This is a genomic window from Undibacterium sp. Ji42W (assembly GCF_049340405.1).
Taxonomy (GTDB): Bacteria; Pseudomonadota; Gammaproteobacteria; order Burkholderiales; family Burkholderiaceae_D; genus Undibacterium.
On the sequence record NZ_JBMPOV010000008.1, the window covers coordinates 118,620 to 144,675 of the forward strand.

The 26,056-nt window shown below is 50.3% G+C and carries 29 protein-coding genes; 17 read left to right on the forward strand and 12 right to left on the reverse strand.

Annotation, left to right across the window (positions count from 1 at the left end):
- Positions 1–71: 71 nt before the first annotated feature.
- The 5 genes from ACO0LG_RS18320 to phaP all read left to right on the forward strand — a co-directional run bounded on the left by ACO0LG_RS18320 (position 72) and on the right by phaP (position 4,724).
- Positions 72–674 carry an RNA polymerase sigma factor gene (locus ACO0LG_RS18320; protein WP_423028948.1) on the forward strand — a complete coding sequence of 201 codons (603 nt, stop codon included), beginning with the start codon at positions 72–74 and terminating at the stop codon, positions 672–674.
- The gene (locus ACO0LG_RS18325) at positions 671–1,351 is read left to right on the forward strand and encodes a zf-HC2 domain-containing protein (RefSeq protein WP_423028950.1); all 681 of its coding nucleotides are present in this window, start codon (positions 671–673) and stop codon (positions 1,349–1,351) included. Before ACO0LG_RS18320 ends, ACO0LG_RS18325 begins: the two co-directional genes overlap by 4 nt.
- Positions 1,348–2,655 (forward strand): S8 family peptidase, encoded by a 1,308-nt coding sequence (locus tag ACO0LG_RS18330; protein ID WP_423028952.1) that lies wholly within the window; start codon positions 1,348–1,350, stop codon positions 2,653–2,655. Before ACO0LG_RS18325 ends, ACO0LG_RS18330 begins: the two co-directional genes overlap by 4 nt.
- 43 nt (positions 2,656–2,698) lie before the next feature.
- On the forward strand, positions 2,699–3,391 hold the full coding sequence (locus ACO0LG_RS18335) for a TorF family putative porin (protein WP_423028954.1): 693 nt from the start codon (positions 2,699–2,701) through the stop codon (positions 3,389–3,391).
- A gap of 280 nt (positions 3,392–3,671) precedes the next feature.
- The gene (phaP, locus tag ACO0LG_RS18340) at positions 3,672–4,724 is read left to right on the forward strand and encodes a TIGR01841 family phasin (protein ID WP_423028956.1); all 1,053 of its coding nucleotides are present in this window, start codon (positions 3,672–3,674) and stop codon (positions 4,722–4,724) included.
- A 104-nt stretch (positions 4,725–4,828) separates the two neighbouring features.
- Here phaP and ACO0LG_RS18345 read toward each other — a convergent pair whose 3' ends face one another.
- Positions 4,829–5,860 carry an AraC family transcriptional regulator ligand-binding domain-containing protein gene (locus tag ACO0LG_RS18345; protein WP_423028958.1) on the reverse strand — a complete coding sequence of 344 codons (1,032 nt, stop codon included), beginning with the start codon at positions 5,858–5,860 and terminating at the stop codon, positions 4,829–4,831.
- A gap of 180 nt (positions 5,861–6,040) precedes the next feature.
- Between ACO0LG_RS18345 and fabF the strand changes: the two genes are divergently transcribed.
- Positions 6,041–7,309 carry a beta-ketoacyl-ACP synthase II gene (gene fabF / locus ACO0LG_RS18350; protein WP_423028960.1) on the forward strand — a complete coding sequence of 423 codons (1,269 nt, stop codon included), beginning with the start codon at positions 6,041–6,043 and terminating at the stop codon, positions 7,307–7,309.
- Positions 7,310–7,556: 247 nt separating this feature from the next.
- Positions 7,557–8,261: a hypothetical protein gene (locus ACO0LG_RS18355; RefSeq protein ID WP_423028962.1), complete on the forward strand. Its 705-nt coding sequence runs from the start codon at positions 7,557–7,559 to the stop codon at positions 8,259–8,261.
- A 21-nt stretch (positions 8,262–8,282) separates the two neighbouring features.
- Here ACO0LG_RS18355 and ACO0LG_RS18360 read toward each other — a convergent pair whose 3' ends face one another.
- The 3 genes from ACO0LG_RS18360 to ACO0LG_RS18370 all read right to left on the reverse strand — a co-directional run bounded on the left by ACO0LG_RS18360 (position 8,283) and on the right by ACO0LG_RS18370 (position 10,046).
- On the reverse strand, positions 8,283–8,819 hold the full coding sequence (locus ACO0LG_RS18360; protein ID WP_423028964.1) for a GNAT family N-acetyltransferase: 537 nt from the start codon (positions 8,817–8,819) through the stop codon (positions 8,283–8,285).
- A gap of 110 nt (positions 8,820–8,929) precedes the next feature.
- On the reverse strand, positions 8,930–9,775 hold the full coding sequence (locus ACO0LG_RS18365) for a PA4780 family RIO1-like protein kinase (RefSeq protein WP_423028966.1): 846 nt from the start codon (positions 9,773–9,775) through the stop codon (positions 8,930–8,932).
- A 13-nt stretch (positions 9,776–9,788) separates the two neighbouring features.
- Complete coding sequence (locus ACO0LG_RS18370) at positions 9,789–10,046, reverse strand: hypothetical protein (protein ID WP_423029206.1); 258 nt, start codon at positions 10,044–10,046, stop codon at positions 9,789–9,791.
- A 256-nt stretch (positions 10,047–10,302) separates the two neighbouring features.
- Here ACO0LG_RS18370 and ACO0LG_RS18375 point away from each other — a divergent pair, with 256 nt between their 5' ends.
- The 9 genes from ACO0LG_RS18375 (at position 10,303) to ACO0LG_RS18415 (ending at position 17,133) form a co-directional block, all read left to right on the forward strand.
- The gene (locus tag ACO0LG_RS18375) at positions 10,303–11,139 is read left to right on the forward strand and encodes a hypothetical protein (RefSeq protein WP_423028967.1); all 837 of its coding nucleotides are present in this window, start codon (positions 10,303–10,305) and stop codon (positions 11,137–11,139) included.
- A 23-nt stretch (positions 11,140–11,162) separates the two neighbouring features.
- On the forward strand, positions 11,163–12,095 hold the full coding sequence (locus ACO0LG_RS18380; protein ID WP_423028969.1) for a fused MFS/spermidine synthase: 933 nt from the start codon (positions 11,163–11,165) through the stop codon (positions 12,093–12,095).
- Positions 12,096–12,157: 62 nt separating this feature from the next.
- A complete protein-coding gene (locus tag ACO0LG_RS18385; protein ID WP_423028971.1) occupies positions 12,158–12,928 on the forward strand; it encodes a DUF1223 domain-containing protein in 771 nt (256 codons plus the stop codon).
- A 130-nt stretch (positions 12,929–13,058) separates the two neighbouring features.
- Positions 13,059–13,505, forward strand: a complete 447-nt coding sequence (locus tag ACO0LG_RS18390; protein ID WP_423028973.1) for a DUF2214 family protein — start codon at positions 13,059–13,061, stop codon at positions 13,503–13,505.
- A 125-nt stretch (positions 13,506–13,630) separates the two neighbouring features.
- Positions 13,631–14,002, forward strand: coding sequence for a hypothetical protein (locus tag ACO0LG_RS18395; RefSeq protein ID WP_423028975.1), 372 nt, complete (start codon positions 13,631–13,633; stop codon positions 14,000–14,002).
- Between the two features lie 194 nt (positions 14,003–14,196).
- Positions 14,197–14,556 carry a LiaI-LiaF-like domain-containing protein gene (locus ACO0LG_RS18400; RefSeq protein WP_423028977.1) on the forward strand — a complete coding sequence of 120 codons (360 nt, stop codon included), beginning with the start codon at positions 14,197–14,199 and terminating at the stop codon, positions 14,554–14,556.
- Between the two features lie 32 nt (positions 14,557–14,588).
- Positions 14,589–15,275 carry a LiaI-LiaF-like domain-containing protein gene (locus tag ACO0LG_RS18405; RefSeq protein WP_423028979.1) on the forward strand — a complete coding sequence of 229 codons (687 nt, stop codon included), beginning with the start codon at positions 14,589–14,591 and terminating at the stop codon, positions 15,273–15,275.
- Between the two features lie 41 nt (positions 15,276–15,316).
- Complete coding sequence (locus ACO0LG_RS18410; protein ID WP_423028981.1) at positions 15,317–16,390, forward strand: sensor histidine kinase; 1,074 nt, start codon at positions 15,317–15,319, stop codon at positions 16,388–16,390.
- Positions 16,387–17,133, forward strand: a complete 747-nt coding sequence (locus ACO0LG_RS18415; protein WP_423028983.1) for a LytR/AlgR family response regulator transcription factor — start codon at positions 16,387–16,389, stop codon at positions 17,131–17,133. The genes ACO0LG_RS18410 and ACO0LG_RS18415 overlap by 4 nt, the downstream gene beginning before the upstream one ends.
- Before the next feature lie 28 nt (positions 17,134–17,161).
- Here ACO0LG_RS18415 and ACO0LG_RS18420 read toward each other — a convergent pair whose 3' ends face one another.
- Positions 17,162–18,019, reverse strand: a complete 858-nt coding sequence (locus tag ACO0LG_RS18420; RefSeq protein WP_423028985.1) for an HDOD domain-containing protein — start codon at positions 18,017–18,019, stop codon at positions 17,162–17,164.
- A 245-nt stretch (positions 18,020–18,264) separates the two neighbouring features.
- On the opposite strand from ACO0LG_RS18420, the gene ACO0LG_RS18425 reads away from it, so the two are divergent.
- Positions 18,265–18,540, forward strand: a complete 276-nt coding sequence (locus ACO0LG_RS18425) for a hypothetical protein (RefSeq protein WP_423028987.1) — start codon at positions 18,265–18,267, stop codon at positions 18,538–18,540.
- Between the two features lie 57 nt (positions 18,541–18,597).
- On the opposite strand, the gene ACO0LG_RS18430 is transcribed toward ACO0LG_RS18425, so the two are convergent.
- From ACO0LG_RS18430 to ACO0LG_RS18460, 7 genes are all read right to left on the reverse strand, one after another.
- Complete coding sequence (locus tag ACO0LG_RS18430) at positions 18,598–19,161, reverse strand: winged helix DNA-binding protein (RefSeq protein ID WP_423028989.1); 564 nt, start codon at positions 19,159–19,161, stop codon at positions 18,598–18,600.
- 163 nt (positions 19,162–19,324) lie between these two features.
- A complete protein-coding gene (locus ACO0LG_RS18435; RefSeq protein ID WP_423028991.1) occupies positions 19,325–20,971 on the reverse strand; it encodes a methyl-accepting chemotaxis protein in 1,647 nt (548 codons plus the stop codon).
- Between the two features lie 105 nt (positions 20,972–21,076).
- Positions 21,077–21,781, reverse strand: coding sequence for an ABC transporter ATP-binding protein (locus tag ACO0LG_RS18440; RefSeq protein WP_423028993.1), 705 nt, complete (start codon positions 21,779–21,781; stop codon positions 21,077–21,079).
- Positions 21,781–22,494 (reverse strand): ABC transporter ATP-binding protein, encoded by a 714-nt coding sequence (locus ACO0LG_RS18445; RefSeq protein ID WP_423028995.1) that lies wholly within the window; start codon positions 22,492–22,494, stop codon positions 21,781–21,783. Before ACO0LG_RS18445 ends, ACO0LG_RS18440 begins: the two co-directional genes overlap by 1 nt.
- Positions 22,491–23,561 (reverse strand): branched-chain amino acid ABC transporter permease, encoded by a 1,071-nt coding sequence (locus ACO0LG_RS18450; RefSeq protein WP_423028997.1) that lies wholly within the window; start codon positions 23,559–23,561, stop codon positions 22,491–22,493. Before ACO0LG_RS18450 ends, ACO0LG_RS18445 begins: the two co-directional genes overlap by 4 nt.
- A gap of 20 nt (positions 23,562–23,581) precedes the next feature.
- The gene (locus ACO0LG_RS18455) at positions 23,582–24,448 is read right to left on the reverse strand and encodes a branched-chain amino acid ABC transporter permease (protein ID WP_423028999.1); all 867 of its coding nucleotides are present in this window, start codon (positions 24,446–24,448) and stop codon (positions 23,582–23,584) included.
- 134 nt (positions 24,449–24,582) lie between these two features.
- The gene (locus ACO0LG_RS18460; protein ID WP_423029001.1) at positions 24,583–25,860 is read right to left on the reverse strand and encodes an ABC transporter substrate-binding protein; all 1,278 of its coding nucleotides are present in this window, start codon (positions 25,858–25,860) and stop codon (positions 24,583–24,585) included.
- Positions 25,861–26,056 lie beyond the last annotated feature (196 nt).

Below are 26,056 nucleotides of genomic sequence, written 5' to 3' on the forward strand. Positions count from 1 at the left end.
AAATTTTTTAAGCTGTCATGAACCTTTTCTACCTGAGCAGGTATTAACAGCTAATCGAGGAGAGTGCAGGCATGTTTGAGAATTGGGGATGGCGAGGTAAAACTGACAAGAAACGTACAGATACCCCGGAAGCGCAGGAAGTTGAATTGATCACTTTGATTGCAAACGCCGATCGCCAGGCGTTTGAGGCTTTGTATCGCCTGTACTTTGCCAGGCTGGCCAGATTTCTGGACAAGATGACACGCGATACGCATTTGATAGAAGAAATAGTCAACGATACGATGTTGGTGGTATGGCAAAAAGCACCCAGCTTTAACCATACTTCTCGCGTATCCACCTGGATATTTGCGATAGCCTATCGCCAGGCTTTGAAGGCGATACATCATTTTGATGAAGCAATCGAATCCAATTTTGAGCATCATGCAGCAGAAACCAGGTACGAGCCAGAGCAGCAGATGTCAGCCCAGCAGCTCGATGCTGACCTGAACCGTGCCCTGCGTGCCCTGCCCATGGAACAACGCGTAGTCGTCAGCCTCACTTACTACCATGAGATGGGATACAAGGAAATTGCTGAAACCATGGAGTGCCCGGTCAATACCGTCAAGACCCGGATGTTCCACGCCAGACAGCGTTTGAGACTCATGCTTTCCAACAGCATGGAGGAAATTTTATGAACACGAAAACAAACCAGCTTCATCCGCATGATGAAGCTGCCCATAGCCAGGTGCAGGACTTGCTGCCCTGGTATGTCGTCAATACCCTGCAGCCTGATGAACAGCAACTGGTGCGAGCGCATTTGCAAACCTGTACTGGATGTCAGGATGATCTGCAATGGCAACAAAAGCTGAAGGCTGGTGAACCGGCGGCAAGCACAGTTCCCAATGTGGATAGAGCCCTCGCCCGCCTGTTACCGAGGCTGGATAAGCAGGTGCAGTCAACCTCGGCCAAACATTCAAATAATTTCCTGGCGCGTTTGCTGTCCATGTTCAAGAGAGAAGACAAGACTGCCACGCGCTGGGGAATGGCAGTCATGGTCACCCAAACCGCCGTCATTGTTGGACTGGTCGCGCTTATGGCGCTGCCCAAACAGGACGACAGCAGTTATCGCGTACTTGGCAACGGTGAGCGTTCTTCCGGTAATATCGTGGTTGTGTTTAAACCTGAAACAACCGTCAAAGATATACAGCGCATCATGTCTATCAACGACGCCCGCATCATTGATGGCCCCACGGTCACCAATGCCTATTTACTTAATGTCGATGATGCCAGGCTGGCGCAAAGTATCAAGGAGCTGCGTTCTGAAGCGGGGATAGAACTGGTTGAATCCCTGGGTTCGGGAGATACAAAATGAAACCTCGCTGGAGTAATAGCCTGAGTCAATTCGGTCTTTGCTTTTTTCTCGCATTGACAGCGTTGTCAGGCAGCAAGCTGGCCAGCGCTGAAAGTGCAGTTGATCAGGAACAGAGCTCAGCCAAAGCATCTGAAGTCAAACGCCGGATACTGGTCATGCTGCATTTGCCAGCACCACATTTTCGCCCGGATGTCAGTTATAGCGGCGGATACAGCAATGATGTCAGCCGCACCGCACGCCGCCGTATCGCTGAAGAACTGGCACGCGCGCATGGCCTCAAGCTGCTGGAAGACTGGCCCATGCCAGTACTGAATGTGGATTGCTTTGTCATGGAAGAAAGCGATGCCATAGATGAAGAACAAACCATTGCCAGCCTGAGCAAGGATGTGCGCGTGGCCTGGGTGCAGACCATTAATACCTTTGATGCACAGGCAAAAAGCGACCCTCTGTTCCCGGTCCAACCCGCGAACAAATACTGGCAGCTTAATGAGATACGCAAGATTGCGACTGGCCGCAATGTGGTAGTCGCCGTTATCGACAGCGGGGTAGAAATCAAGCACCCTGATCTGGCCGGGCAAATCTCGCTCAATCAAAATTTCATCGATGGTAATCCCTATGTGGGCGAGAATCATGGCACCGGCGTGGCTGGCGTTATCGCGGCGCGTGCTGGTAATGGTATAGGTATAGAGGGCATCGCCCCGAATACGCATGTCATGGCACTCAGGGCCTGTTGGCAAGAACCAGAAAATAAAACCAGGTGCAATAGCTTCACCTTGGGCAAGGCACTCAATTTCGCCCTGACACAGGGTGCGCAAGTGATTAATATGAGTTTGTCTGGCCCGCCTGACCGCCTGTTGAAGCAATTGCTGGATGCTGCCATTTCCCGCAATATCAAGATAGTCGGTGCCATGGACCCCAACCGTGCTGATGGCGGTTTCCCAGCTTCACATCCCGGCGTGTTTGCGGTGGCAGACAGCAAAACCAGCTTGCTGGCGAATGACATACTCGTGGCGCCGGGGCGTGATATTCCTACGACAGCGCCGGGGGCACGCTGGAGCTTTGTCTCTGGTTCATCTTATTCAGCCGCGCATATCTCGGGCATGATGGCCTTGCTCAGTGAACTGAAGCCATCAGCCAGCCTCGCACAAATACGTGCTGACCTGGTGGTTAATCCGGTGAGCCAGGGTGACGCTAATATCAGTGGGCAAGTCAACTTGTGTGCCACTCTCAGCAAACTGACAAATAAATGTGCCTGCTCTTGCCATTTGACGCCCTCTTCAGCAACGGCAGCACATCAACCCTAGCAGACATACGTTATGTCCCATGTATCTTCATTAAGGAATGGTATTGCTTAAATTTTGTGTGATCCTGGTCTTTTCCATCTTTGCTGTTGCTGGCAAGGCATGTGCACAAGTCAGTGGCAGTATCACGCTTGCATCTGACTATAGCTATCGCGGTATCTCGCTGAGTAATGCGCAGCCAGTGGCGCAATTAAACCTGGTCTATGATGCGCCAGACGGCTGGTATGCTGGTGCTTTCGGCTCAAAAGTTAAATTGAATGGGAATAGCAGCGACGGTGAACAAATTTTGCTGTATTCGGGATTTTCTCAACGGCTGCGCAGCGGTTTGATCTGGGAGTCTGGCGCTATAGCGGCACTTGTCCCCAAATCTACCGACCTCAATTACGGTGAAGTGTTTACCGGTCTGATGTTCGATAATCTCAGCGCAAGAATATATTACTCGCCCAATTACATAGGCCTCAATGCAAAAAGTCTGTATCTGGAAGCCAATACAGACTACCAGTTGCAAGAACATCTGGATCTGTTTTCCCACATAGGTTGGCTAGTTTATCCAGACGGTAAAGTCGGGTTGGTCAACCGCAATCGCGTGGATGTGCGCATAGGCGTAGGCAGCAATTTCTCTTCCTGGAAGTTGCAACTGGCTTACGGCATCACTAGACCACAGCAAAGTTACAGCACAGGAAAGTACCAGAACAATTCCCGCAACAGACTGGTATTCAGTGCCAGCTATTTATTCTGACGGATTTGCCGTATTTCGTTAATTGCCGTATTTGCTATTAGGCAAAGCAGACTGGCCCAAACTTTCAGCGTCCCTTGATTTTTCTTCAATACAGCAATATTTCATCAACAGATATTGCGATGCAAAAATAATGCTTACAAATTAAGCAGGCAAGCGCTAAAATGCGTTATTAACAAATAATGCTGCATTGCGTCATTTTTTTGGTTGTTTAAAGCGAAATATCGTTTTAAAAATTTCTACCTTATCTTATTGATGCTTCATCCCTACTCTGGAGAGTTTCATGTCTTTGCTTACTGAACAATTATCATCTGCTGCCCAGAACCAATTGGCGAAACAAATTGCCGTTTTCCAGGCGTGGTCACAACTGGCCTTTGGCGGTCTGGAAAAACTGATCGCCCTGAATTTCAATACCGCCAAACAGTCTCTGGAAAATGCGAATAGCGTGACCCATGAATTGCTTGCTGCCACACAAGCGCAACAATTACTGGACTTGGGCCGCTCGCAAGCTCAGCCACAGTTTGAAAAAATCCTGTCCTATGGCCGCGAACTGGCAAGCATCAACAGTGATACCAGGGCAGGATTATGGCAAATCGTCAGCAAGCAAGATACTGCGGAAGCAGTTGTTCCAGCTATAGTTACTAAGGCTGCAATTGCTACGGTATCAGTTGTTACTCCAGCCGTCAAAGCTGCATCTGTTGCGGCGACAAAACCGTTGGTCAAAAAAATCGCAGCCAAACCTATCGCAGCGACCAAGCAATTAACTTTACTGACTGAGCCAGAAGTCAAACCGGCAAAAGCACCGGCGAAGCCGAAATCTGTTGCCAAAATGGCAGATAAACCAGCAGCCAAAGTCGCTGCCAAAGCACCGGCTGTAAAAACTGAAGTAAAACCAGTTGAGGTGAAGCCAACTGTGATCAAACCCGAAGCGATCAAACCAATAGCGACAAAATCAAGCAAACCGGCCAAAACTGAAGCAGCAAAAAAACCTTTGAAAACCAGTACAATAGTTGAAACAGCACCGGCTGCGCCTGTTCCAGTCATTACGCCAACAGTGCCAGCAACAACGACATCTACAATAGAAAAAACTTTGGACAAGAAAACTACCCCAGCTAAAAAGCCCGCCGCAAAAGCTGAAGCGCCAGACACTGCAGTGTCAATTAAAGCAGACAGCAAACCTGCAGCCAGCACTGAGAAAAAGTCTGCTGTGAAATTCCCATTTCCAGCCACGCCCAATTTGAAGAAAGGCCCTGGGTTTCCGGCCAATAACGGAAAACCATCCTACAAGGCCAAATCCAGTGCCGCCACAGGTGCCAAGAAGCCAGTTCGTCAATAATCAAAGTACGCAAAGTAAGCAATAAAAATTAAGCCGCGGTGCTGATCAGCGTTGATCAGCACCGCGGCTTTGTCATATCTGAGAGTAGTGGCCTTTTCTCATCGTCACTCATCCTGACGGCTGCCCTTTCGATAATCAGAAGGGCTACTGCCGGTCCAATGTCTGAATGCACGGCAAAAACCAGTGGCGTCGAAAAAGCCAAGATCAAAGGCCAGCGCTGCTATTGCCGTGTTCGAGTTTGTCAACCTGTGCACTGCAATATCCCGTCGCAATCCATCTTTCACCGCCTGGAAATGCGTTCTTTCCTCAGCGAATCGACGGTTCAGCGTACGCACGGAAGTATGCAATGCGGTTGCAAGATCCTGTATTGTCACTGGCTGGGCGATATGCTGCTCAAGATACTCGCGCGTTTTGGCGGCTACCGAAGCGCGATGACATGCACTGAAGGTCCAGTCTTCCGGTGCACGTTTCAGGAATGCCCATAGCTCGTGCTTTTCGCGTTTGAACAGTTCAGCACAGTCCTGGTATGAAAAGTAAATGCCGGTCATGCCAGCATCGAAGCTCACCTCACCTGGATACAGGAAGGCATAGTCATCCGCATGCCTGGGTCTGGCGAAGCTGAACTCGACACGGTGCAGGTTGATCTCCCTGCCCAGCAGCCAGGACGCGATGCCGTGTATCAGCTTCATCATCAACTCATGCCCGAGTGGCGTGACCTGCGTACCAAGTGTTCTTTCTGCCAGAGCCAGCCTTACCAGATTATTTTTGGTTGAAATCTGCAGCCGGTAATCATCCAGCAACAAATTCCAGAAGCGGACAAAACGATTCAAGGCGACCAGCACCGTCGGCGCGTCCAGCAGGCTGAGCATCAGGTATTTCAAGGTACCCGTACGGATAGGCCGGGACCACAGCCCCAGCATCTCGTCATCCAGTGTCGCCGCTACTGTCCTGTAAAGCGAGACGTACTGCTGACGCGTCAGCCGTGCATCAGGCTGCTGCAGCAGAGACTGAGGAATAGCCGCGCTCGCCAATACCTGCGCTGCCACTTTTTCTCCATGATGGGTGCGCACAAAGTGCAGCATGCCATGCAGGAAATGGGCTGAAACAGTAAGAGTGCTTTGCCAGGATAGCGTCATAGTTCTCTCATTATGGCGCATTTTGCATATTCATTGGCGTGATGTGCCGATTCTTTTTTCACTACCAACCTATACTTATCCATGATGTCTACGGCAACTGCGGTGTGTGCTTGGCCGCTGCATGGCGTATTTTGCTTATCGCTATCTGCGCATTTTCATTGATCAAAACAGGAGCATGATGTGAACACAAGACGAATTGTCGTGACAGGCATGGGTATCGTGTCGCCGCTGGGCTGCGGTGTCGAAACTGTATGGCAACGTCTCTTGAATGGACATTCAGGCTTGGCTTTACTGCCTGAAGAAGTCACTGAAGGGATTGCAGCCAAAGTTGCTGGCCTCGTGCCGGACTTATCGCCAGACCGTCCGTGGGGATTCGACCCTGCCCTCTCTGTGGAACCCAAGGACCACAAGAAAATGGACAGGTTCAGCCTGTTTGCCCTGGCCGCAGCGCAAGAGGCTTTGAACCAGGCACGCTGGCAGCCCGGCACCGACAGCGAACGTGAAAGGACGGCAACCATCGTCGGCTCGGGTGTGGGCGGGTTCGGTGCTATCGTCGATGCCGTGAGAACCACTGATGGTCGCGGACCAAAACGGCTTTCCCCATTTACCGTCCCGAGTTTTCTGGCCAATATGGCAGCCGGGCACATTTCCATACGCCATGGCTTTCGTGGCCCGCTAGGCGCACCTGTCACCGCCTGCGCCGCCAGTGCGCAGGCGGTTGGCGACGCAGCGCGTCTGATACGTGCTGGCGAAGCCGATATTGCCTTGTGTGGCGGGGCCGAGGCCTGTATAGACCGCGTCAGCTTTGGCGCATTCGCTGCCGCAAGAACCATGTCCACCAGCTTTGATGAACATCCCTCACAGGCATCGCGCCCCTTTGATATGGAGCGTGATGGCTTTGTCATGGGAGAAGGAGCAGGCATGCTGGTTATCGAAGAACTCGAACATGCATTGCGCCGGGGCGCCACGCCGATTGCAGAACTGCTGGGCTATGGCACCAGCGCCGACGCGTATCACATGACGTCTCCGCCAGCCGATGGCGACGGTGGCCGGCGCGCCATGGAACTGGCGATACGGCAAGCCGGACTAATACCCGGACAGATAGGGCATTTGAACGCCCACGCAACATCAACGCCAGTAGGCGACATCAGTGAGCTAGCTGCCATCAGGGCGATATTCGGAACAGGCCGCGGCCCCGCAGTATCTGCCACCAAATCTTCGACCGGGCATTTACTCGGTGCGGCTGGTGGCGTGGAAGCGATCTTCACCGTGCTTGCCCTGCGCGACCAGATCGCACCGCCGACACTGAACCTGGTGCAGCCTGATCCGGCAGCGGCGGGCATAGACATAGTCTCCGGATCGGCACGAAAAATAGCTACGGACTATGCAATCTCCAATGGCTTCGGCTTTGGTGGTGTCAATGCCAGTCTTGTATTCCGTCGCATTTGATTTTTATGGTGCGCTGGAAGAAAATTTGAAATGCAGGCCGCAGGGTCAGTGATTGACGCTGTGGCCTACAAGTATCGCAGACAATCATGAAAAATGTATCTCTGAAGCAAAAATTACATTTATTCCCCGTCTTTTAGGGTTGAAATCCCCTTGCAGTGTCATTTGATCGCTTAGAATGAATCAAACATCTGGCGATAATAAAATGAATCTTTACCAGTTAACGGGCGTGATATGTACGGCGGGCATCTTGACACTAGCTCAAAATGTATTTGCACAAGATGCCATCACTGTTGCATGGCGTATCAAACCGCCCCATCAATACCTGGAAAATGGCGTAGAAAAAGGTGTGCTACTGGAACGTGCCAAACAGGTTTTCAGCAACGCTCAAATCCCCTATCGTTTTGTCGAAGAACCGGCAAAACGTATCTGGAGTAATTTTTCTGGTGGCACCAAAAACTATTGTTCATTTGGCTGGTACAGAATCGCCGAGAGAGAAGCACTGGTGCAGTTTTCCGAGATTTTTCATACTGACCCGCCGCATACCTTGCTGGTCAGCCCTGTTGCTACCAAACTGGTCGCCGCTCATCCGACATTGAAGTCCCTGATGTCTGACCCCAGCCTGACACTGGGCATCGTTGATGCCGTTTCTTATGGCCCTGAACTTGATGCGATGTTCGTCACCACCAAGAACAAAGTCGAACGCAGCACTACCCTGCCCATGATCATGGCACGTATGGTTGCAGCCAACCGCGCATCCTATATGTTGATAGACAGGGAAGACTGGGAATACCTGAAAGACAAGGAAGAAAGCCTGAACCAGACCACACAAATGGATTTGCAAGGCATGCCTTCAGGCTTGAACCGTTACATCGTTTGCAGCAAGGATGTGACGACTGAGCAAATGCGTAAAATCAATACTGCTTTGCTCAAGATTTATCCGGTTAAGAAATGAAGCGTGATGAAACTAAACTGACTACGCCAGTTTTTCCCATTCATCCCTGAGCAGGGCATACATGGCAATATCCCTGTGTTTGCCGCGCGTAAAAATCGCACCGCGTGCGACGCCTTCTTTTTGAAAACCACAATTGACCGCCACTTTTTCTGAAGCGATATTGTCAGTGTTCATGTGGATTTCAAGGCGGTTGATCAGCATGGTACTGAACAGATAATCCCTGAGCAATTTCACAGCTTCGGTCATGATGCCTTTGCCATGCAGGTTTTTGACAAACATGCCATAGCCGATTTCGCGGGAATTAAAATATGGCACCGTCTTGAAATGAAAAACACGGCCTATCATCTTGCCGTTTTCATCGATGATTAACAACGTCTCCGACTGCTCTTTGGAACGTGATTCATCGTCAAATTTCTTCTCTGCCGCACCTGGCAATAGCAATTCCTGAGATAAGAAATCACCCTTGGCATCGGGGTGATTCATCATATCCGTCAGCGCCGTAACATCCTCTTTTCTGACGTGGCGAAGGTGAAAACAACTTCCTATAATCATACTCATCTCCCTGTACTAAACAATTGCATTTGCTTACCAATGTAAAGGATGGACAAGGATCAAGGGCGAGAGTTCCTATCAAGCCTGGAAATTATCGCCACCACATAATTAAAGGATTACATTTCCAGCAAACGCCTTTGCCGTTCTTTTTCTTCAAAGATGGCTGACTCAATCTCTTCCATGACAGCGCCCAGATCAACCGGGCGGGTGTCTTGTGCAACGATGCCAGTCAATACCGTTTCGGGTGTCAGTAAGCCTGCGGTGAACAGCTTCCAGATTTCCTTGCCAAACTTGCTGCCATTGAGTTCTGGCGCAAACTGGCCAAAGTACGTCGCCAGATTGTTCACATCGCGTTCCAGCATGACGCCAGCCTCGGTATTGCTGGCGGCATCAATCGCTTGTGGCAGATCGATGATGACTGGTCCTTCTTCATCGACGAGGATATTGAATTCAGACAAATCACCATGGATGACACCAGCACACAACATCAGCACAACCTGGTGCAATAGCTGGGCATGGTATTTCCGTGCCAGTTCTGGCGTCAATTCGACATCGTTGAGGCGGGGAGCGGCATTGCCATCGGCATCTGTCACCAGGTCCATCAATAATACGCCTTCATGGCAGATATAGGGTTTAGGAACTTTGACGCCGGCAGCAGCCAGGCGATACAGAGCATCGACCTCGGCGTTTTGCCAGACTTCTTCCTGCATCTTGCGGCCATAGCGCGTGCCTTTTTCCATGGCGCGGGCCTGACGGCTGTTCTTGACCTTGCGGCCTTCCTGGTAAGAGGCAGCATTTTTAAAGCTGCGCTGGCTGGCCTCCTTATAGACCTTGGCACAACGAATTTCCTCGCCACAGCGCACGACATACACAGTGGCTTCCTTGCCACTCATGAGCTGGCGCATGACTTCGTCGATCAAACCTTCTTCCTGCAGGGGCAGCAGTCGTTTTGGTGTTTTCATCCGGTCAGCGTGCTCAGGCTTTGCGGGGCTTGCCGCCAGTTTTTACCAGCTTGACTGGAGCATGACCGCGTGATTTGTTGCGCATGTCATAAATCGTCTTGGCATCCTGCTCTGCCCGCTCTTGGGTGCGCATTTCCGGAATATCGTCATGCTTGCTAAAAAACTCAGCGGCCTGGGCGCGCATCACATGTTTGATGGCTTCATCGTCGCTGAGGTCAAATCTCTCTGTCATTAAAGTCGTGACTTCATCCAGATATTCTTCATAGGTCATCATGCTGGTTTTTCCTGTCTGTCATGAAGTGCGTTTGGAAACTGCGGCTGTGGATGCATTTCACCCATGGCAATTTTTACAACGAATTTGATCAATAAAATGGGCGTGCTCCATGGCGCTTGTTACGCTCACCACGCCTGAAAGATTACGCCGAAAGAGCAGTATTGTACACGCGCTACCAGCTGACAACGGTGTTACGCCTGTTCTCGGCTACAATGCCGCCTTCCCCGAAACATTCCAGCCTGGATATTATTGTATGAGTATTATCATTCATGAGGCCCTGCGCGCCTATATAGACCCCCTGACCGAGCATGAATTTACTGCTCTGGAGCGCAGTATCCTGACTGAGGGCTGCCGTGACGCTCTGGTATGCTGGGGTGATATCCTCATAGACGGGCATAACCGCTATGCGATCTGCCAGCGTCATAACTTGCCCTACAATATTGTTCAAAACGACAACTTCAGTAATATCGAAGACGTGCAATTGTGGATGATAGACAATCATCTGGGTCGCCGTAGTGTGACTGACTTCCAGCGCGGCATGCTGGCCTTGCGCAAAAAAGAAATCGTCCTGGCCCGTATGAAGGCGCAGGAGGAGCAGGCTCCTTCAGAAAATGCGGAAAGCGATGTTGCCGTCCCTGTGGTCAAGCCCACGCAAAGCCGACAGGAAATCGCCCGTCTGGCAGGTATCAGCAGCAATGCCGTAGTACAGATAGAAAAAATCCAGAAAGCCGCTACACCTGAACTTGTGCAAGCCGTGCGCGACGGCACAATCTCCATCAGTGCGGCAGCTGCAATTGCCTCGCTGCCCAATGAAGATCAAGTCGCCGCTGTTGCCGGTGGCCGCAAGGAATTGCAACAGGCCGCCCGTCAGGTAAGGGAAAAAGTGCGTGAGCAAAAAGCACCTGCCAAAGCTGTTGCCGCTGAAGCGGCTGCGCCTGCAGCGATGGAAGGCAGGCAAGACAGCGCCAGCAGCAATGTTGGAAATGCAGATGAACTCAGCAGCCTGCGTCAACAAGTTATGCACTTGCAAACTGAGAACAGTGAATTGCTGAGCCAAATTGCGGCACTGAAAGCCCAACTGGCAGGTTGAACAGCAACTTAAAGGAGGCGGATATGAAAAAACCCCGGAAAAGCCTTTCCAGCCTGTTCCTGAAACAGGTGCCAGCGGCTGAACGCGAGCATATCCGCCATCTCGAAGAAATACAAAAAGTGCACGAGGGCCGCCCCTTTCACTTCGATGATGGCAATCTACGCATCATGTATCTGAACCCGAAGTGCATGCAAAGCGCGATGAAGCTGGATGCGCCGGATGAACTGGTATGTGCCTACTCACGCACTGTCATGGGCATGCTCATGTTCCACCCACAGCCTCGTCATATCCTGCTGATAGGCCTGGGCGGTGGCTCATTGGTCAAGTATTGCTATCGCCATTTGCCAGACTGCCGCATCACTGTGCTGGAAATCAATGCAGACGTGATCGCCATGCGTGAGCTATTCATGCTGCCGCCGGACGATGAACGCCTGCAAGTAATCCATTGCGATGCAGTGACTCACTTGCAGGACAATACTTATGATGCCGATGTCTTGCTGCTGGACGCCTATGATGAAAATGGCTTGGTAGCGGACTTGAATACGGCAGCGTTTTATGCGATCTGCCATGCTAACCTGATGGAGAACGGCATCATGGTCGCCAATGTCTGGGGCAAACCAAGTGCCCTGACTGGCATGTTGAGCCGCTTGCGCCAGCAGTTTGCAAGCCAGGTCAGTTGGACGCGTTCACCTGACAGCTACAACCTCATTGTGTATGCCATCAAGGGTGCATTGAATCAGGTCAATGAACATACAATAAAGGCTTTGTCAGACCAGCATCCATCCTTGCAATTTTCTGCATTGCAGGACAAGCTGCTCAGCCTGCCCTTGTCTGCTGGTTACGTTGACCCAGAAGAAGAACTGGCCGCACTCAAGCTAAGCCTGTCAACTATCATGGTGCCAGACGTCAATGTCCCGCAAAACTATGCGGACTGGAAAAAGCAGGCAGTCCAATAAAACGTATGTAAGGAAACCCGGCAGGCAACGACCAATGAATATCCACCCACTGAGGATAGTTCATGAAAGCCCTGCTCTTACTTGCCGTTTTTTCCTGTGCCGTTAGCAATATGCAAGCCGCAGAAATCTGTAGTAAATCCAGCTCTGCACACACCGTTGCCCTGCTTGAGTTGTATACCTCTGAGGGTTGCGATAGCTGCCCGCCCGCCGACAAAACCATCAGTCGTCTGTATCAAAGCACAGGCTTGAACAGTGAGCAGGTCATTCCCGTTTCCCTGCATGTTGATTATTGGGATTACCTGGGCTGGAAAGATGTGTTTGCCAAAAAGACTTATGCCGACAGACAAAGGACTTTGGCTGATCTGGCGAATAGCCGCACTGTCTATACGCCAGAAATCTTCATCGCCGGAAAAGAACTGCGTAGCTGGCGCAATGGCATGGCAGATGACATCCGCCGAATTAATCAAAAACCAGCCACGGCATCACTACGCCTGGGGATAGAAAAACTCGCCGACAACAAGCTGTACTTCAATTTGCAAGGCAATAGCATGCAAGATGCAAAGCTGCATTTTGCCCTGCTTGAGCAAGGCCTGGTCAGCAAGATACAGGCGGGTGAAAACCGCAGCGCCACTTTGCAGCATGACTTTGTCGCCAGGGAATGGGGTGACACTTACCCACTCACCGCTGGCAAGCCGGCAAGTTTTGCCACGCAGCTGAATGTGCCAACCAATGCCAAACGCAAGAACCTCTCAGTGCTGGCGTTTGCCCAGGACAAACAAGGCAATATCCTGCAGGCGCTTAGCCTGCCGCTCTGTGATGCTATGCAGCAATAACACTGCTCACGCCAGATTTTGGGTGGCTGGCGACAAAGTTCACAAGCTTGATCTTATTTTTTAAGCAAGCAAGGCATAAATGGCTTAGACTTCCTGCACTACCCTGCCAGCCGTCAAAGGAGCCATCGCTATGAATATCATCGTCGCCTTGCTGCATCATATCGCTGCCTTTACCCTGGTCAGCATGCTGCTGGCAGAACTCGTGCTGGTGCGCCAGCCCCTGACTGTCTCATCGGCCAGGAGTCTGCGCTTTATCGACAGTATCTATGGCGTGAGCGCCATGCTCATCATCGTGCTGGGTGTCTTGCGTGTGATGTACTTTGAAAAAGGCCAGGATTACTATCTGCATAATCATGCATTCTTGCTCAAGATGACTGCCTTTATCATCGTGGGCTTGCTGTCTGTCTACCCCACTTTGGTGTTCCTGCGCTGGGGCAAAGTGGTAAAACAAAACCAGTTGCCGGTATTTCCTGAGGCGCAAGCCAACACCGTACAAACGATTTTGAAGCTGGAGTTGGCTGGCATCCTGTTCATACTTGCAGGTGCAGTGCTGATGGCCAAGGGTTACAGTATGTAAAACGCCCGTCTTTTTGACTCATGTTCACACAAGAAAAGTTGTGCAAATAACTGATTTCTGGCAATCTTTCTATACCATAAAGTGCTGCCAACCTACTTGCGGGCACGATAATCCGGGACATTGCCATGTACGACGAAAATGACTTCACTGCAGTATCCAAGTTTTTAAAACTGGGTATCAAAATCACCTTCAGAAATCCCATGGGACAAAGTCCGTCCTTTCAGTCGACTTTCCCCACGCCCAAGGGCGCGACGGTCACCCTGGATGAAAAAAGCCTGTATGACGTTGAACGCAAACTGCGTACCCTGATAGGGAGCGACGTGCCAGTCAAGACCAAGCTGGCGCCGTTTACCTATCTGGGCACGAATTTCCGTGGTTTGCTGTATTGCACCAAGGGCTCCAATGAATTTATCGTGCAAGAGACGCATGATGTGTTTGGCACTGAATCCAAGCGCATCGTACGTACTGCCGAGCATTTCATACAGTTGCTGAGCTAAAGCTATAGCCAGTCAGCCCTGTTGATACATTGCTGACTCTGCCGGCATATCCAACCTCGTTCCATCAGCTTTTCGTCAGTCACCGACGAAGCACCGTCATTCGCCGAAATTGAGGCGACAAGCATCCGCGCTTTCAGTATTCTCGTTTCATGAAACAAAAACACAGAAGTTTTTGATGAATGAAAGGATAAGATATGTCTGGCAATTCTGAAGCACAGCGTCCCAGCAAGGGTAATCTGTTTTTTGGCCTGACCCTGATCGTCGCGGGTAGTGTCTTTTTGATGGACCGCCTCGATTTGATTCGCGCCTTTGATTATTGGTTTTTACTGCCAGCCATGATCGCCATTGGCGGCGTGGTTGATATTGTCAGTCCCGGCAAGCCTGAGCATATTGCTAAAGGTTGCTTCAGCCTGGTATTTGCCCTGTGGCTGTATATATCCATAGAACAGCTGTGGGGCTGGAACTTCCGCAGCAGTTGGCCTTTGCTCTTGATTGCCTTTGGCATCCAGCATCTCGTCGGTGGTTTGCTAGCCAGCAGAGAAGTACAGAAATAAAAATTAACGCTCACAATTTTTGGATCACTATCATGAAAAACGATAATCCCCAGGGCCGCATACTGCTTGGTGCCATGCTCCTGATTTTTGGTGCGCTGGCGCTGTTAGACAACCTGAATCTGTTTAACGTACGTGAAGTCTTCCACTTCTGGCCCTTGGTCTTCATCTTCGTCGGTGCTTTGAAAATATCAAAAAGTGACACCACGGCTGGCTATATCATAGGCTGTGGCTTTGTTGGCCTGGGTGCTTTGCTGATCCTGCATCATATGGGCATCATTTATTTCCGCATGCGTGACTGGTGGCCTGTTTTCCTGATTTTTGCTGGTCTGATGGTGATATTCAAAGGCAAGATCGGCGATCAGGAAAAAATAATCAACAATGGCACGAATCAGGATGCTGTTTGCAATATCGTCGCTGTCATGAGTGGCAACAAGTTACAAAACAGTTCACAGGAATTTCGTGGGGGTGAAATCAATTGCATCATGGGTGGAGTAGAACTGGATTTACGCACCGCGTCCATGCAATCAGAAGCGACCCTGAATGTTTTTGCCATGTGGGGTGGCATCGTCCTGAAAGTACCAAACGACTGGACTGTGGTGTCACACGGCTCGCCCATACTCGGTGGCTTTGATGATAAAACGGTACCGCCCATGTTGAATGCGAAAAAGCTTTACATCAAGGGTTATGCCGTCATGGGTGGTGTTGAAGTCACTAACTGAGAAGTCAATAACTAAGAAGTCAATAACTAAGAAGTCACTGCATGCACCCTATTTTGTCAGACCGCCGCCGCTTTTTGGTTTATCTCACTGCCTGGATGATGACAGGCGTGCTGATCGCCAGATTGCTGGTGGCAGCTGATCTGGCAAACTGGTCGTTTGCATTGATCTTTGCTTTGCCAATGGCGCTGTTTGGCAGCTTCCTGACTTCTTCAGCTTATTTTGTTTGTCGCTCACTGCCCTTCAATCGCCGCAGTTTCAGCCTGGCGACGCTGGTTTTTGCCAGTGCATCCTTGATTTCTGGCATAAGCTGGCTGGGGCTTTGCTACGGCTGGAACAAGGTATTGGTGCTGGCGTCAGATGATGTGGAAGTACTGCATGTGAGCAGTCATTTATCGGTGCTGTTCTTCATCACCGGCTTTGCCGTTTACCTGCTGGCGTTGCTGGCATTTGATGTGTACATCGCTTTCGACAATATCCGTGAGTCAGACCGGCGAGAAGCGGCATCACGCCTGCTGGCCAGGGACGCTGAACTGCAAGTTTTGCGCTCACAGATTGATCCGCACTTCTTGTTCAACAGTCTCAACTCCATCAGTGCCCTGACGACGATTGATGCCGTTGCCGCACGTACCATGACGATCGCACTTGCTGATTTTTTCCGGCAAACCCTGGCGATAGCGGGGAAAGAAAAAATCACCCTGAAAGAAGAATTGCTACTCTGCGAAAATTTCCTGGCAGTGGAAAAAATCCGCTTTGGTAAAAAACTGGGCATGGAATTTGAAGTTACTACTGAAGCAGAAACTGCGCTGATCCCGCCGATGATATTGCAACCCCTGCTGGAAAATGCGATCAAGCACGGCATACGCAATTTACCCAAGGGCGGCACTATCAATGTCGCGATATTTCAACGTGACCGGTGGTTGCATATTGCAGTAGAAAATCCAGTCAGCGCTGACCCAGGTAACAGCACAGGCAATGGACTGGGCCTGAGCAATCTGCGTCAGCGTTTCCTGGCCTTGTATGGAGAACAGGCGCGCGTCAGCTGGCAGCGGTCAGACAAAAAATTTATACTGGAAATAGCCTTGCCTTTTGAACCACACAATCATGAACAAACATGAATAAGCGCTTACAAGTCTTGATCGTCGATGACGAAGAACTGGCCCGAAGATTGTCTCAAGAGTACTTGCGTGCGCACCCGGATATAGAAATAATAGGTGAATGCGAGACCGGGCTGGAAGCCGTCGATGCCATCAGCAAACTCAATCCTGACCTGGTCTTGCTGGATATACAAATGCCGCAACTGTCAGGGCTGGAAGTGCTCGAATTAACTGGCAGGCGCAGTGGCGTGATCTTTACGACTGCCTATGATCAATACGCATTGAAAGCATTTGATCTGCATGCGGTCGATTATTTATTGAAACCTTTTTCACAACAACGTTTTGATGAGGCACTGATCAAGGCACGCAAGCTGCTCGCAGAGCAAACCCTGTCATCAACGCAAGCCATACAAACGTTAGTGACGCAGCAAAGCGAAAAACTGCAACGCCTGCTGATACGTGACCGTGGCCAGGTGCATGTGGTGTCGTTGGAAAGCATAGATTATGTTGAAGCGCAGGATGACTATATTCTTATCCACGCAGCCGGTAAGTCGTACATGAAAACCCAGAGCCTGTCTGATCTGGAAGCGCAACTAGATGCGAGCAAATTCGTACGCGTGCACCGTTCTTTCCTGTTACAGATCAGTGCATTGCAAGCGATGGAAAAGACCAGCAAGGACAGCCAGGTTGCTGTCCTGAAAAATGGCGAGCAAGTACCGGTTAGTCGTGCTGGTTACGAACGTATACGAGCATTGCTGAATTGAAACCAGAATTGAAGCCGGAATTGCAACTCTAGTTAATAGCCTTCAAAACCAAAGCCAGTTCGGTCCTGGTTTCCTGCATCAGGGCATCAATATTATCTTTATCGATATTCAGTATTTTGAAACTGGCTGGTACGGTATTCCAGTCCAGTTCGGCGATGCTTTCATTGACGAAATGCGCATCCAGGAAGTCTGCTACGGTGACCACATCAATGAGGCCAACTTTATGCGTCGGGCCAGGCTGATGATCACGGTGGTCAAGCACGGCAACACGGATATCTTCAGAAATTTCCCAATCTTCCAGTATCGCGCTGCCTATGCTGGCATGCCAGTGATCGATCAAATCCCATAGCACCTGCTCGGAACTGAACAACTCCTGGTAATGATTGGCGCGATTCAAAATATAGAACTTACCTATATCGTGCAGCAAACCAGCCAGCATGGCCTTGTCGGCACTCAGGCGGGTATAGGTCCTGGCAATCACCATGGCCAGGGCTGCTACGCGAAGACTGCGCCGCCACAGGCCATCCATCTGGGCAGACAGGCTTCCATTGTATTTATTCTCTGCCAGTTGCTTCATGCCTATGGAGATCGCGAGATTGCGTACTGCAGAAAACCCCAGCAAATTGGTGGCAGAACGCAGATCAGTGATTTTCCTGCCTTGGGGATTAAAGCTGGCAGAATTACTCAAATGCAGCACTTTGGCAGACAAAACTGGCTCAGTACCTATGATGCGTGTCACCATGTCCGTGGAGATGTCTGCCTGGCTCAGCGCCTTCCTGATCTTCATGGTTGCCCCCAAAGACGTGGGGAATACCAGCTTTTTGGCAGACAATTCCGCAGTAAAGGCTTCAAGGAAAGCGAATTCAGTGTTTTTCTGGTCTGTCATGATAGCAATAAGGATGCTGACGATTTTTTATTGTACCTTGCGAAACCTGTTTATGCAGGCTTGGCAAAGTCTGCTTACATGAATTATCCATTATGAGACCGGGTAAATTCGTTTAACAGGTACTGACCACCTCTTGATCCCGCATTTCTGCAGTTCGTCGCATAGCCCATGCAGATAAGTGCGCGAAGGCGTAATCTGTACTCATCGCTGTAACATCATAAAACCAGAAAATAAAAGGAAATAAAATGAAATCTGCTCAAACTGAACAATTATTCGTGCTGATGCGCCAGGCTGCTCACGAATTTTATTATTTTTGCCGCAAAGCCTTTGTCGCAATGATGGCATTGCCGCTACCACATTTAGCAGCGATCTGCGTGGCAATTGCCGTTGCCCTGATGATCTTGCCGCTGGCCTTGAGTATTTTCATTGCCTTCATGATCTTTAAACTCATCGTCATCTTGCTGGCGATCAATCTCAAAAAGAACCAGAAGCAAGCCAGGCAATTGCAACAAGAGCAATAACTACAACCAACTCCTCCTTGGCAGCTAATGCAGCAAAGGGGGGGGATCATAAGACGCCTACAAAGATGTCGCAGCCCTGGCCGCCTGCTCATACAAGCCAGACAAGACCCGCAGGAAACGCGCCAGTTCGCTTAATTCGAAACTCTCGGTGCCATCGCCAGTCAATGCGGATACCAGTACCTGTTCACGCACTTCAGAATAACGGCGGCAGATATCACGGCCTGCTTCATTGGTCGAATACAGGATTTCCTTGCCACGCTTTTCTGTCTGCACAAGTTTAAGGGCTTGCAGTTTTTTCAATGAATAATTGACGATGTGGGTATCTTCAATATTCAGGATGAAGGCGATATCGGCCAATTTTTTCTCGCGCGCCCGGTGGTTGATATGGTGCAGCACTAACACATCGGTGATTGTCATGTCTTTCATACCCACCGCAGCCATGCACCTGACCGCCCAGCGGTTAAAGGCATTGCTGGCGATAATCATTCCAAATTCAAATTCACTCAATTCTGCACTCCTGCCCTCAGCCAGATGGGAAGAGGAGACGATAGGTACCCTCGGCGTGGCAGTAGATGCAGCCGGACTTGGGGTGGCTTTTTTGACAGGCTTGGTCGTGGACATAATGATTCTTTAAAGATAAATTGAATAAAAGACTGGCGTAATTCATAGTCTGATTTTATCTTCTTTGAGCAAAAAGTCAGTCTTTTCACATTGATTTATCAATAAAAAATCGATATTTTATGTTTTTATCCACAGCCCTCATACTTCGCCTGCCATATTCACCTTAACCAGGCAGCACTTTGCTAGTACTGGACATGCGCAGTGCCGGTCTTGCATGTACCGATATATCCACCCTTGCCGGACTTGCCTGTATGGCTTTTTCCAGCTTGAAAACTGCCACAGTATCGACCAACAATTCTGCTTCATCCTGCATGCTCCTGGCTGCGGCAGCCGCCTGCTCTACCAGTGCTGCATTTTGCTGTGTCATCTGATCCATCATGCTGATGGCCTGGTTGACTTGTACGATGCCGGTATTTTGTTCATGGCTGGCCGCGCTGATTTCACTGATGATTTGGGCCACATGCTGGACTGAGCTGACGATATCGCGCATGGTCAGGCTGGCTTCATTGACGAGTTTACCACCGGCATCCACCTGCCCGACTGAATCGGCAATCAAAGTCTTGATCTCTTTCGCAGCACTGGCTGATCTTTGCGACAGGTTGCGTACCTCTGCAGCCACCACCGCAAAGCCACGCCCGTTTTCACCGGCACGAGCAGCTTCTACTGCGGCATTCAGGGCCAGGATATTCGTTTGAAAAGCGATGCCATCAATGACACCGATGATATCCACTATTTTATTGGAACTGGCCTTGATCGCGCCCATGGTGAGTTCTACCTGATCAATCACCTTGCCACCCTTGCTCGCATGCTGGTAAGCCTTGCCAGCCAAATCATGTGCCTGGGCGGCATTTTCTGCATTCTGGCCGACAGTCGCTGTCAGTTGTTCCATCGACGCCGCAGTTTCTTCCAGACCAGATGCCTGCTGCTCGGTACGGTTGGATAAATCCATATTGCCATTGGCAATTTCGCGTGAGGCAAGACCGATATTTTCTGAACTCTTCCTGACCTGGCCTACGGTATTAATCAGACTCTGGCTCATCTGGTTCAGCGATGTCAGCAATTGACCTGTTTCATCATTATTCCTGACTTCTATGTCAGCCCGCAAATCGCCGCCCGCTACCGACTCGGCAAGCAGGATAGCCGCTTTCAATGAAGCGGTAATCGCCCTGGTCGTAAAGATGGCGATCAGGATTGCCGCTGCACCTGCAAACGCCAGCAAGATGATCATCATTATCTGTGCGGCACCAGATATAGAGGCTGCATCACTACCGCTGCGCTCCATCTGAGTGGCCTGTAAGGCCACGAGTTGATCAAGTGCCAAAAAATACTGGTCCTGCAAAGGAGCGATCTCGGGCAAGACCAGGTCCTTGGCCTGCTCGACTTCATTATCCACCACCAGCTTGAGGAATTTATCGAGCACAGGCTGATAGCGCAGCTTTGCTGTCAGCACGGCCTGCAAAAGTTTTTTCTCTTCTGCTGAGCTGGCCTGTTTGCCAAACTGCGCCAGATCAAGCTCTATCTGTTTGCCTGATTTGTCTATTGCCGCCTGCTCGGACTTTCTTTCATTCAGCGTAGACAGCAGCAAGAGATTCCTGATACTTCTGGCGATATGATCAAGATCAGACTTGATACGGTTGACTGTCGCTGTTTTGGGGTAGACCTCCTTGACGACGAGATTCACGCCCTGGTTGACCCGACCCAATTGTGTATATCCCGTCACAGTCAGGGCCAGCATGAGCAAGATGACAAATGCAAAACCCAGGCCCAGCTTGTGGCCTATCTTCCAGTTCCTGATATACTTGTTCAGCATGGTTAGCCCCTAAAGAGTAAAACATTATTCCTGCCAAAATCCAGGGCGCAACAAACCAGCAGCAAGTGCTGGCACTTGCTGTCGGTCCGTTCAACTTCATATGGATCAGACGCCTAGATACGCCTTTTTGACATCGTCATTGTTGAGTAATTCCTGCCCCGTACCCTGCATGACGATACGGCCGGTCTGTATGACATAACCGTTATGCGCAATTGCCAGCGCCTTATGCAGGTTTTGCTCGACCAGCAGTATCGACATACCCTGCTGATTAATCAGTTGTATGGTGTCGAGCACCTTGGTGACAAATTTCGGAGCGATACCCCAGGATGGTTCATCCAGTAACAACAATTTTGGTTTCGCCATCAGGCCACGGCCTATCGCCAGCATTTGCTGCTCACCACCACTCATGGTGCCGGCGAGTTGATATCGCCTTTCTTTAAGAATAGGGAACAGCGTGTACATGGTGTCTATGGATTCAGCCACTTCGTCATCATCACGGCGGGTATAGGCACCCAGTTGCAAATTCCTTTCCACCGTCAGGCGGGCAAAGATGCGCCGCCCTTCCGGTACCAGCGACAGCCCCAGTCCCACCCGTTTGCTGGCCGGGATTTTTTCCAGTGGTTTGCCATCGAATACGATCTGGCCTGCATCCGCCGCATTCAAACCGGCAATGGCCCGCAAAGTGGTGGTCTTGCCATTGCCATTACCGCCGACCAGGGCGACGATCTTGCCCTTTTCTACATCGATATCGACTTTGGACAAGGCCAGCACACCGTCATAACTGACTCTCAGATTTCTTACTTGCAGCATCATTCATCTCCCAGATAAGCAGCGATCACTTTGGGATCGTTAGATACTTGTTCAGGACTACCTTCGGCTATCTTCTTGCCATAATCAAGCACGACAATGGCATCTGCAATCGGCATAATGCCTTCCAATACGTGTTCTACGATGAGGCAGGAAATGCCTTCTTCACGAATTTTCAAGACCACGTCCACCGTCTCTTTGACTTCCGTCGGATTCAAACCCGCCATGACTTCATCCATCAGCAGCAATCGCGGCCTGACGGCTAGCGCGCGTGCCACGGCAAGGCGGCGCTGTTCACTGATGGTCATGCTGCCGGCAGGCTTGTCCTTGAATTGGCCCAGGTTGACAAAGCTCAACAATTTTGCCGCACTTTGTCTCGCATCACCCACATTCTTGTTGATCAGGAAGGCACCTACCATGACGTTTTCCAGCGCTGTCATGCTGGTGAAAGTACGTGCCACCTGAAAGGTGCGGCCTATGCCAGCGCGCGCGCATTGCTCAGGGCGCATGCCGGATACCTTGATATCATTCATCCAGATTTCACCGGTAGTTGGCGGCGCATATCCGGCAATGCAATTGAACATCGTGGTCTTGCCTGCACCGTTCGGACCTATCAGGCCGACGATCTTGCCCGCGCCCACTTCAAATGAGACATCCTGGTTGGCGGTGATGCCGCCGAAGCGTTTGCTGACGCTCTCTACTCGCAACAAGCTCATGCTGCCTCCCTTTTTGCTTCTTGTACGTCTTGTTCCTTTTGCGCCTTGACGGCTTTTCTGCGCGCAAAAAATTGCTTGATCCAGCCCAATACGCCTGTCGGGTAATACACGGCAATCACCACGATCAATGCTGCATAAATCACCAGATCAGTACCACGACCTGACCCACCAAACAGGGCACGCGTACCTTCTTCAATGAAAGTGAGTACACCTGCACCGATGACTGGTCCCAGCAAAGTACCTACCCCACCCAGGATAGATACCAGTGCCATCTTGATCGACAGACCTGTGTGCAGGACTGAGCCTGGGTCTATATACAATTCCTTCTGAGCGTACAGACTGCCACCAATGGCGGTAAAGAAGCTGCTGACGGCAAAAGCGATTTGCTTGTAGCGGCTGAGGTTGATACCTAGACTGCGCGCAGCATCTGGTTCATCCTTGATGGCGCGGAAGTAATAGCCAAGATAGCTGTGTTCTATCCAGTAATTCACTGCCAGCGTCACCAGCAAGAGGCCGAGGGCGATGTAGTAATACGGTGCCTTGTCGGTAAATATCATGCTGCCCCAGCCTTGCTGGTCCATCGGTATGGTCAGGCCAACGGCAGCGCCAGCGTATTCCCAGTTGGTAAAAATGATCTGGATGATTTCAGCCACCGCAATGGTTGCCATGCCAAAGTAATGTCCGTTAAGGCGAAAGCATGACCAGCCTATGATGAGACTGATTGCCGCCGCCAATACGCCACCACAGATCATGGCCACCCAGGCGTTCAGGCCAAATTGCGTCAACAGCAGTGTCGAGGTGTAAGCACCCAGCCCGTAAAAGGCGACGTGCCCCAGCGAGACCTGGCCCGCATAACCGCCAACGATATTCCAGGCAACGCCCAATTGTGCAGCCATCAAAATCAATATTGCCAGATTCTGGTGTGACGGGTCTTTAACCACCACAGGTACCAGCAACGCAGCAACCAAACACAGGGCCAGCAGTATGTACTTCACCGATGAATTGCCATGTGAGTCTGGTGCCAGCAATTCATGCGCCGAGATCACGGTTTTGTCTTGTATGTTCATATCTCTACCTTTTTTCTACGCTATTGCTTACCCATCAGTCCTTGCGGACGGAACATCAACACCGCCAGGAACAAGCCAAGCACCAATGCCAATTTATATTGCGGCCCGATCAGGAAACCTCCCATGACCTCAATGACACCGACAATAATCCCGGCAAACAAGGCACCAATTACGCTACCGAAACCACCCAGGTTTACCACCACAAAAGCAATCAGGATGAAGTTCGCGCCCACTTCCGGGAAGATGGGAAAGAAGGTGGACAGCAAAGCACCCGCCACACCAGCGCAAGCCGCACCTATGCCCCAGGCCATGGCAAACATTTTTTGTGAATCTATGCCCATCAGTTGTGCGGCTTCCTTGTCTGCAGCGGTTGCTTCCAGCGCAGCACCGGCACGGGTCTTGGTGAGGAACAGATAAATGCCCATCGTTACCAGAATAGCTCCGACACCCGCAGTCACCTGCGGCATGCCCACCTGTATGCCGAATATTTGTACCGCGCCAGACACGATGGAATGATCAACCGTCCTGAAGTCTGGTTTCCAGAAAAACTGCGCCAGACCGCGGAACAACATCATCAATCCAAAGGTAGTAAAAATCTGCGACAGCATGGGTGCATTGGTGATCTTTTTGATGATCAGTTTGTACAGGATGACACCAAGCGCAAATAAAAACAGCGCCGTTAAAGGCAGGGTAAATATGGGGTCCAATGCAAACAGCGAGTACATCCAGAAACTGGAATACATGCCGAACATCAGAAATTCACCATGGGAAAAATTGACGACATCCATGACGCCAAATATCAGCGTCAACCCTATCGCCACCAGCGCATAGATCAAACCGATCAAGATCCCTGACGCCAGGGTTTGAATAATAATTTCAAGGGACATATTTCTCCTCGCACTTCCTCTTATGTATAGCTATGTAAAACCGACGTCAGGTATTCGTCAGACAATTTACTGAGTATCTTTTTGCTCACCCAGCCAAGGGCCCGGCGAGCATGTTTCATGTTTTACGAGCTTTATTATTTGCGTTGATCCCACTTAGGCATTGGCCACACCACATCCTTGGTCGCCAGGTCAAACGGCCATACTGTGTTGTATTTACCATCAATGATCTGCACCAGGATGCCGGAACCCAAAACGTTCTGACCATGTTCATCAAACTTCACACCCTTCCAAGGCATAATCAGTTTATTGGCAGGGATATTGGTTTCAGTCAATGCTTTGCGGATGGCTTCTGGCTCGGTAGAACCGGCGCGGTTAATCGCGTCAACCAGTGTCATCAGACCAGTAAAAGTGCGCGAAGAGTTGCCGGTAAAGTCAGCCTTGTATTTGCTGTTATACAAATCATTGACTTGTTTTATCAGCGGATTATTTTTTGCCAGATCTGGTGACCAGACTTCGCGGGTGATGACGTAATCAGCATCCTTGCCCAGCGTGCGACGGAATTCTGTATCGGTAAAGCCAGCATTGTTCGCCAGGATCATGTCAGGTGAAAAGCCCAGTTCCTTATAGGTTTTCATGGACATGATGGCGTCACCCAAGTAAGAAGACTGCATGACGACTTGCGGGCTGGCTGATTTCAATTGCTGAACTTCAGAAGTCAGTTGCGTGCTCTTGGCGGGATAGACGATCGTCTTTACCAGGTTGTAGCCTTTTTCTGCTGCCAGCTTGGTTTCCAGCTTGGTGGTCTCATTACCCCACAAAGTGTTTTCATTGAAAGTGGCCAGTTGCTTGACCTTGATGCCTTTTTTGGCTTCCAGCTCTTTGAAAAATTCAAAGAAATTATGAACGAACAAATCATCATGGGCTGTAGTGCGGAAAAACCATTTGAAGCCGCGCTGCGTCAGCGTCGATGAAGATGACTCAGGATTCACATAGGGGATCTTGTATTTTTCTGCCACCTGGCTGGTCGTTGCCGTCACGTTACTAAAGTAGGCACCAACGATGGCGACTACTTTTTCCTGCGTAATCAGCCTTTCTGTTTCAGTCGCGCCGATTTGCGGATTACCCTGGTGGTCAGCAAATACAAGTTTAATTTTTGCACCCTTCAGATTAGGCAAGCCACCACCAGCAGAAAATGGCAGGTTGGGAACACTTTTGGCACCGTTGTTGACGATATCAGCAGCCAGTTCCAGCGCGTTTTTCATTTCACTGCCTGAGGATGCAGCAGCACCGGACAATGGATAGATAACGCCTATCTTGATTTCTTGCTGCGCATAGGCAGAGTAGCAAAAACTGAGCCCCAAACTGACCAGAAGGCCGGCACGGGCAATTTTTTTGATGGTATTTGTAAACATTATTAAACGCTCCAATTTAATTAAATGTAAGCCCTCTACTCTTACTCTGAAGAGAGCCATTTCCTATGCTGCCACATCTGCCTTTGCCTGCACTCGCCAGGAAATCTCTGATTAAGTTACTGCGCGGCGCTATTTTGGGCCTGCGATGCTCGCCGTACAATCGTACGACTGCGCTTCTTAACCCAAAACTAGCGCC

What these genes read in the sequence shown, in the direction of transcription:
- ACO0LG_RS18320 (WP_423028948.1), top strand. Translation starts at nt 72, where the DNA reads ATGTTTGAGAATTGGGGATGGCGAGGTAAAACTGACAAGAAACGTACA.
- ACO0LG_RS18325 (WP_423028950.1), top strand. Translation starts at nt 671, where the DNA reads ATGAACACGAAAACAAACCAGCTTCATCCGCATGATGAAGCTGCCCAT.
- ACO0LG_RS18330 (WP_423028952.1), top strand. Translation starts at nt 1,348, where the DNA reads ATGAAACCTCGCTGGAGTAATAGCCTGAGTCAATTCGGTCTTTGCTTT.
- phaP (WP_423028956.1), top strand. Translation starts at nt 3,672, where the DNA reads ATGTCTTTGCTTACTGAACAATTATCATCTGCTGCCCAGAACCAATTG.
- ACO0LG_RS18345 (WP_423028958.1), bottom strand. Translation starts at nt 5,860, where the DNA reads ATGACGCTATCCTGGCAAAGCACTCTTACTGTTTCAGCCCATTTCCTG.
- ACO0LG_RS18360 (WP_423028964.1), bottom strand. Translation starts at nt 8,819, where the DNA reads ATGAGTATGATTATAGGAAGTTGTTTTCACCTTCGCCACGTCAGAAAA.
- ACO0LG_RS18365 (WP_423028966.1), bottom strand. Translation starts at nt 9,775, where the DNA reads ATGAAAACACCAAAACGACTGCTGCCCCTGCAGGAAGAAGGTTTGATC.
- ACO0LG_RS18370 (WP_423029206.1), bottom strand. Translation starts at nt 10,046, where the DNA reads ATGACCTATGAAGAATATCTGGATGAAGTCACGACTTTAATGACAGAG.
- ACO0LG_RS18375 (WP_423028967.1), top strand. Translation starts at nt 10,303, where the DNA reads ATGAGTATTATCATTCATGAGGCCCTGCGCGCCTATATAGACCCCCTG.
- ACO0LG_RS18380 (WP_423028969.1), top strand. Translation starts at nt 11,163, where the DNA reads ATGAAAAAACCCCGGAAAAGCCTTTCCAGCCTGTTCCTGAAACAGGTG.
- ACO0LG_RS18385 (WP_423028971.1), top strand. Translation starts at nt 12,158, where the DNA reads ATGAAAGCCCTGCTCTTACTTGCCGTTTTTTCCTGTGCCGTTAGCAAT.
- ACO0LG_RS18390 (WP_423028973.1), top strand. Translation starts at nt 13,059, where the DNA reads ATGAATATCATCGTCGCCTTGCTGCATCATATCGCTGCCTTTACCCTG.
- ACO0LG_RS18395 (WP_423028975.1), top strand. Translation starts at nt 13,631, where the DNA reads ATGTACGACGAAAATGACTTCACTGCAGTATCCAAGTTTTTAAAACTG.
- ACO0LG_RS18400 (WP_423028977.1), top strand. Translation starts at nt 14,197, where the DNA reads ATGTCTGGCAATTCTGAAGCACAGCGTCCCAGCAAGGGTAATCTGTTT.
- ACO0LG_RS18405 (WP_423028979.1), top strand. Translation starts at nt 14,589, where the DNA reads ATGAAAAACGATAATCCCCAGGGCCGCATACTGCTTGGTGCCATGCTC.
- ACO0LG_RS18410 (WP_423028981.1), top strand. Translation starts at nt 15,317, where the DNA reads ATGCACCCTATTTTGTCAGACCGCCGCCGCTTTTTGGTTTATCTCACT.
- ACO0LG_RS18415 (WP_423028983.1), top strand. Translation starts at nt 16,387, where the DNA reads ATGAATAAGCGCTTACAAGTCTTGATCGTCGATGACGAAGAACTGGCC.
- ACO0LG_RS18420 (WP_423028985.1), bottom strand. Translation starts at nt 18,019, where the DNA reads ATGACAGACCAGAAAAACACTGAATTCGCTTTCCTTGAAGCCTTTACT.
- ACO0LG_RS18425 (WP_423028987.1), top strand. Translation starts at nt 18,265, where the DNA reads ATGAAATCTGCTCAAACTGAACAATTATTCGTGCTGATGCGCCAGGCT.
- ACO0LG_RS18430 (WP_423028989.1), bottom strand. Translation starts at nt 19,161, where the DNA reads ATGTCCACGACCAAGCCTGTCAAAAAAGCCACCCCAAGTCCGGCTGCA.
- ACO0LG_RS18435 (WP_423028991.1), bottom strand. Translation starts at nt 20,971, where the DNA reads ATGCTGAACAAGTATATCAGGAACTGGAAGATAGGCCACAAGCTGGGC.
- ACO0LG_RS18440 (WP_423028993.1), bottom strand. Translation starts at nt 21,781, where the DNA reads ATGCTGCAAGTAAGAAATCTGAGAGTCAGTTATGACGGTGTGCTGGCC.
- ACO0LG_RS18445 (WP_423028995.1), bottom strand. Translation starts at nt 22,494, where the DNA reads ATGAGCTTGTTGCGAGTAGAGAGCGTCAGCAAACGCTTCGGCGGCATC.
- ACO0LG_RS18450 (WP_423028997.1), bottom strand. Translation starts at nt 23,561, where the DNA reads ATGAACATACAAGACAAAACCGTGATCTCGGCGCATGAATTGCTGGCA.
- ACO0LG_RS18455 (WP_423028999.1), bottom strand. Translation starts at nt 24,448, where the DNA reads ATGTCCCTTGAAATTATTATTCAAACCCTGGCGTCAGGGATCTTGATC.
- ACO0LG_RS18460 (WP_423029001.1), bottom strand. Translation starts at nt 25,860, where the DNA reads ATGTTTACAAATACCATCAAAAAAATTGCCCGTGCCGGCCTTCTGGTC.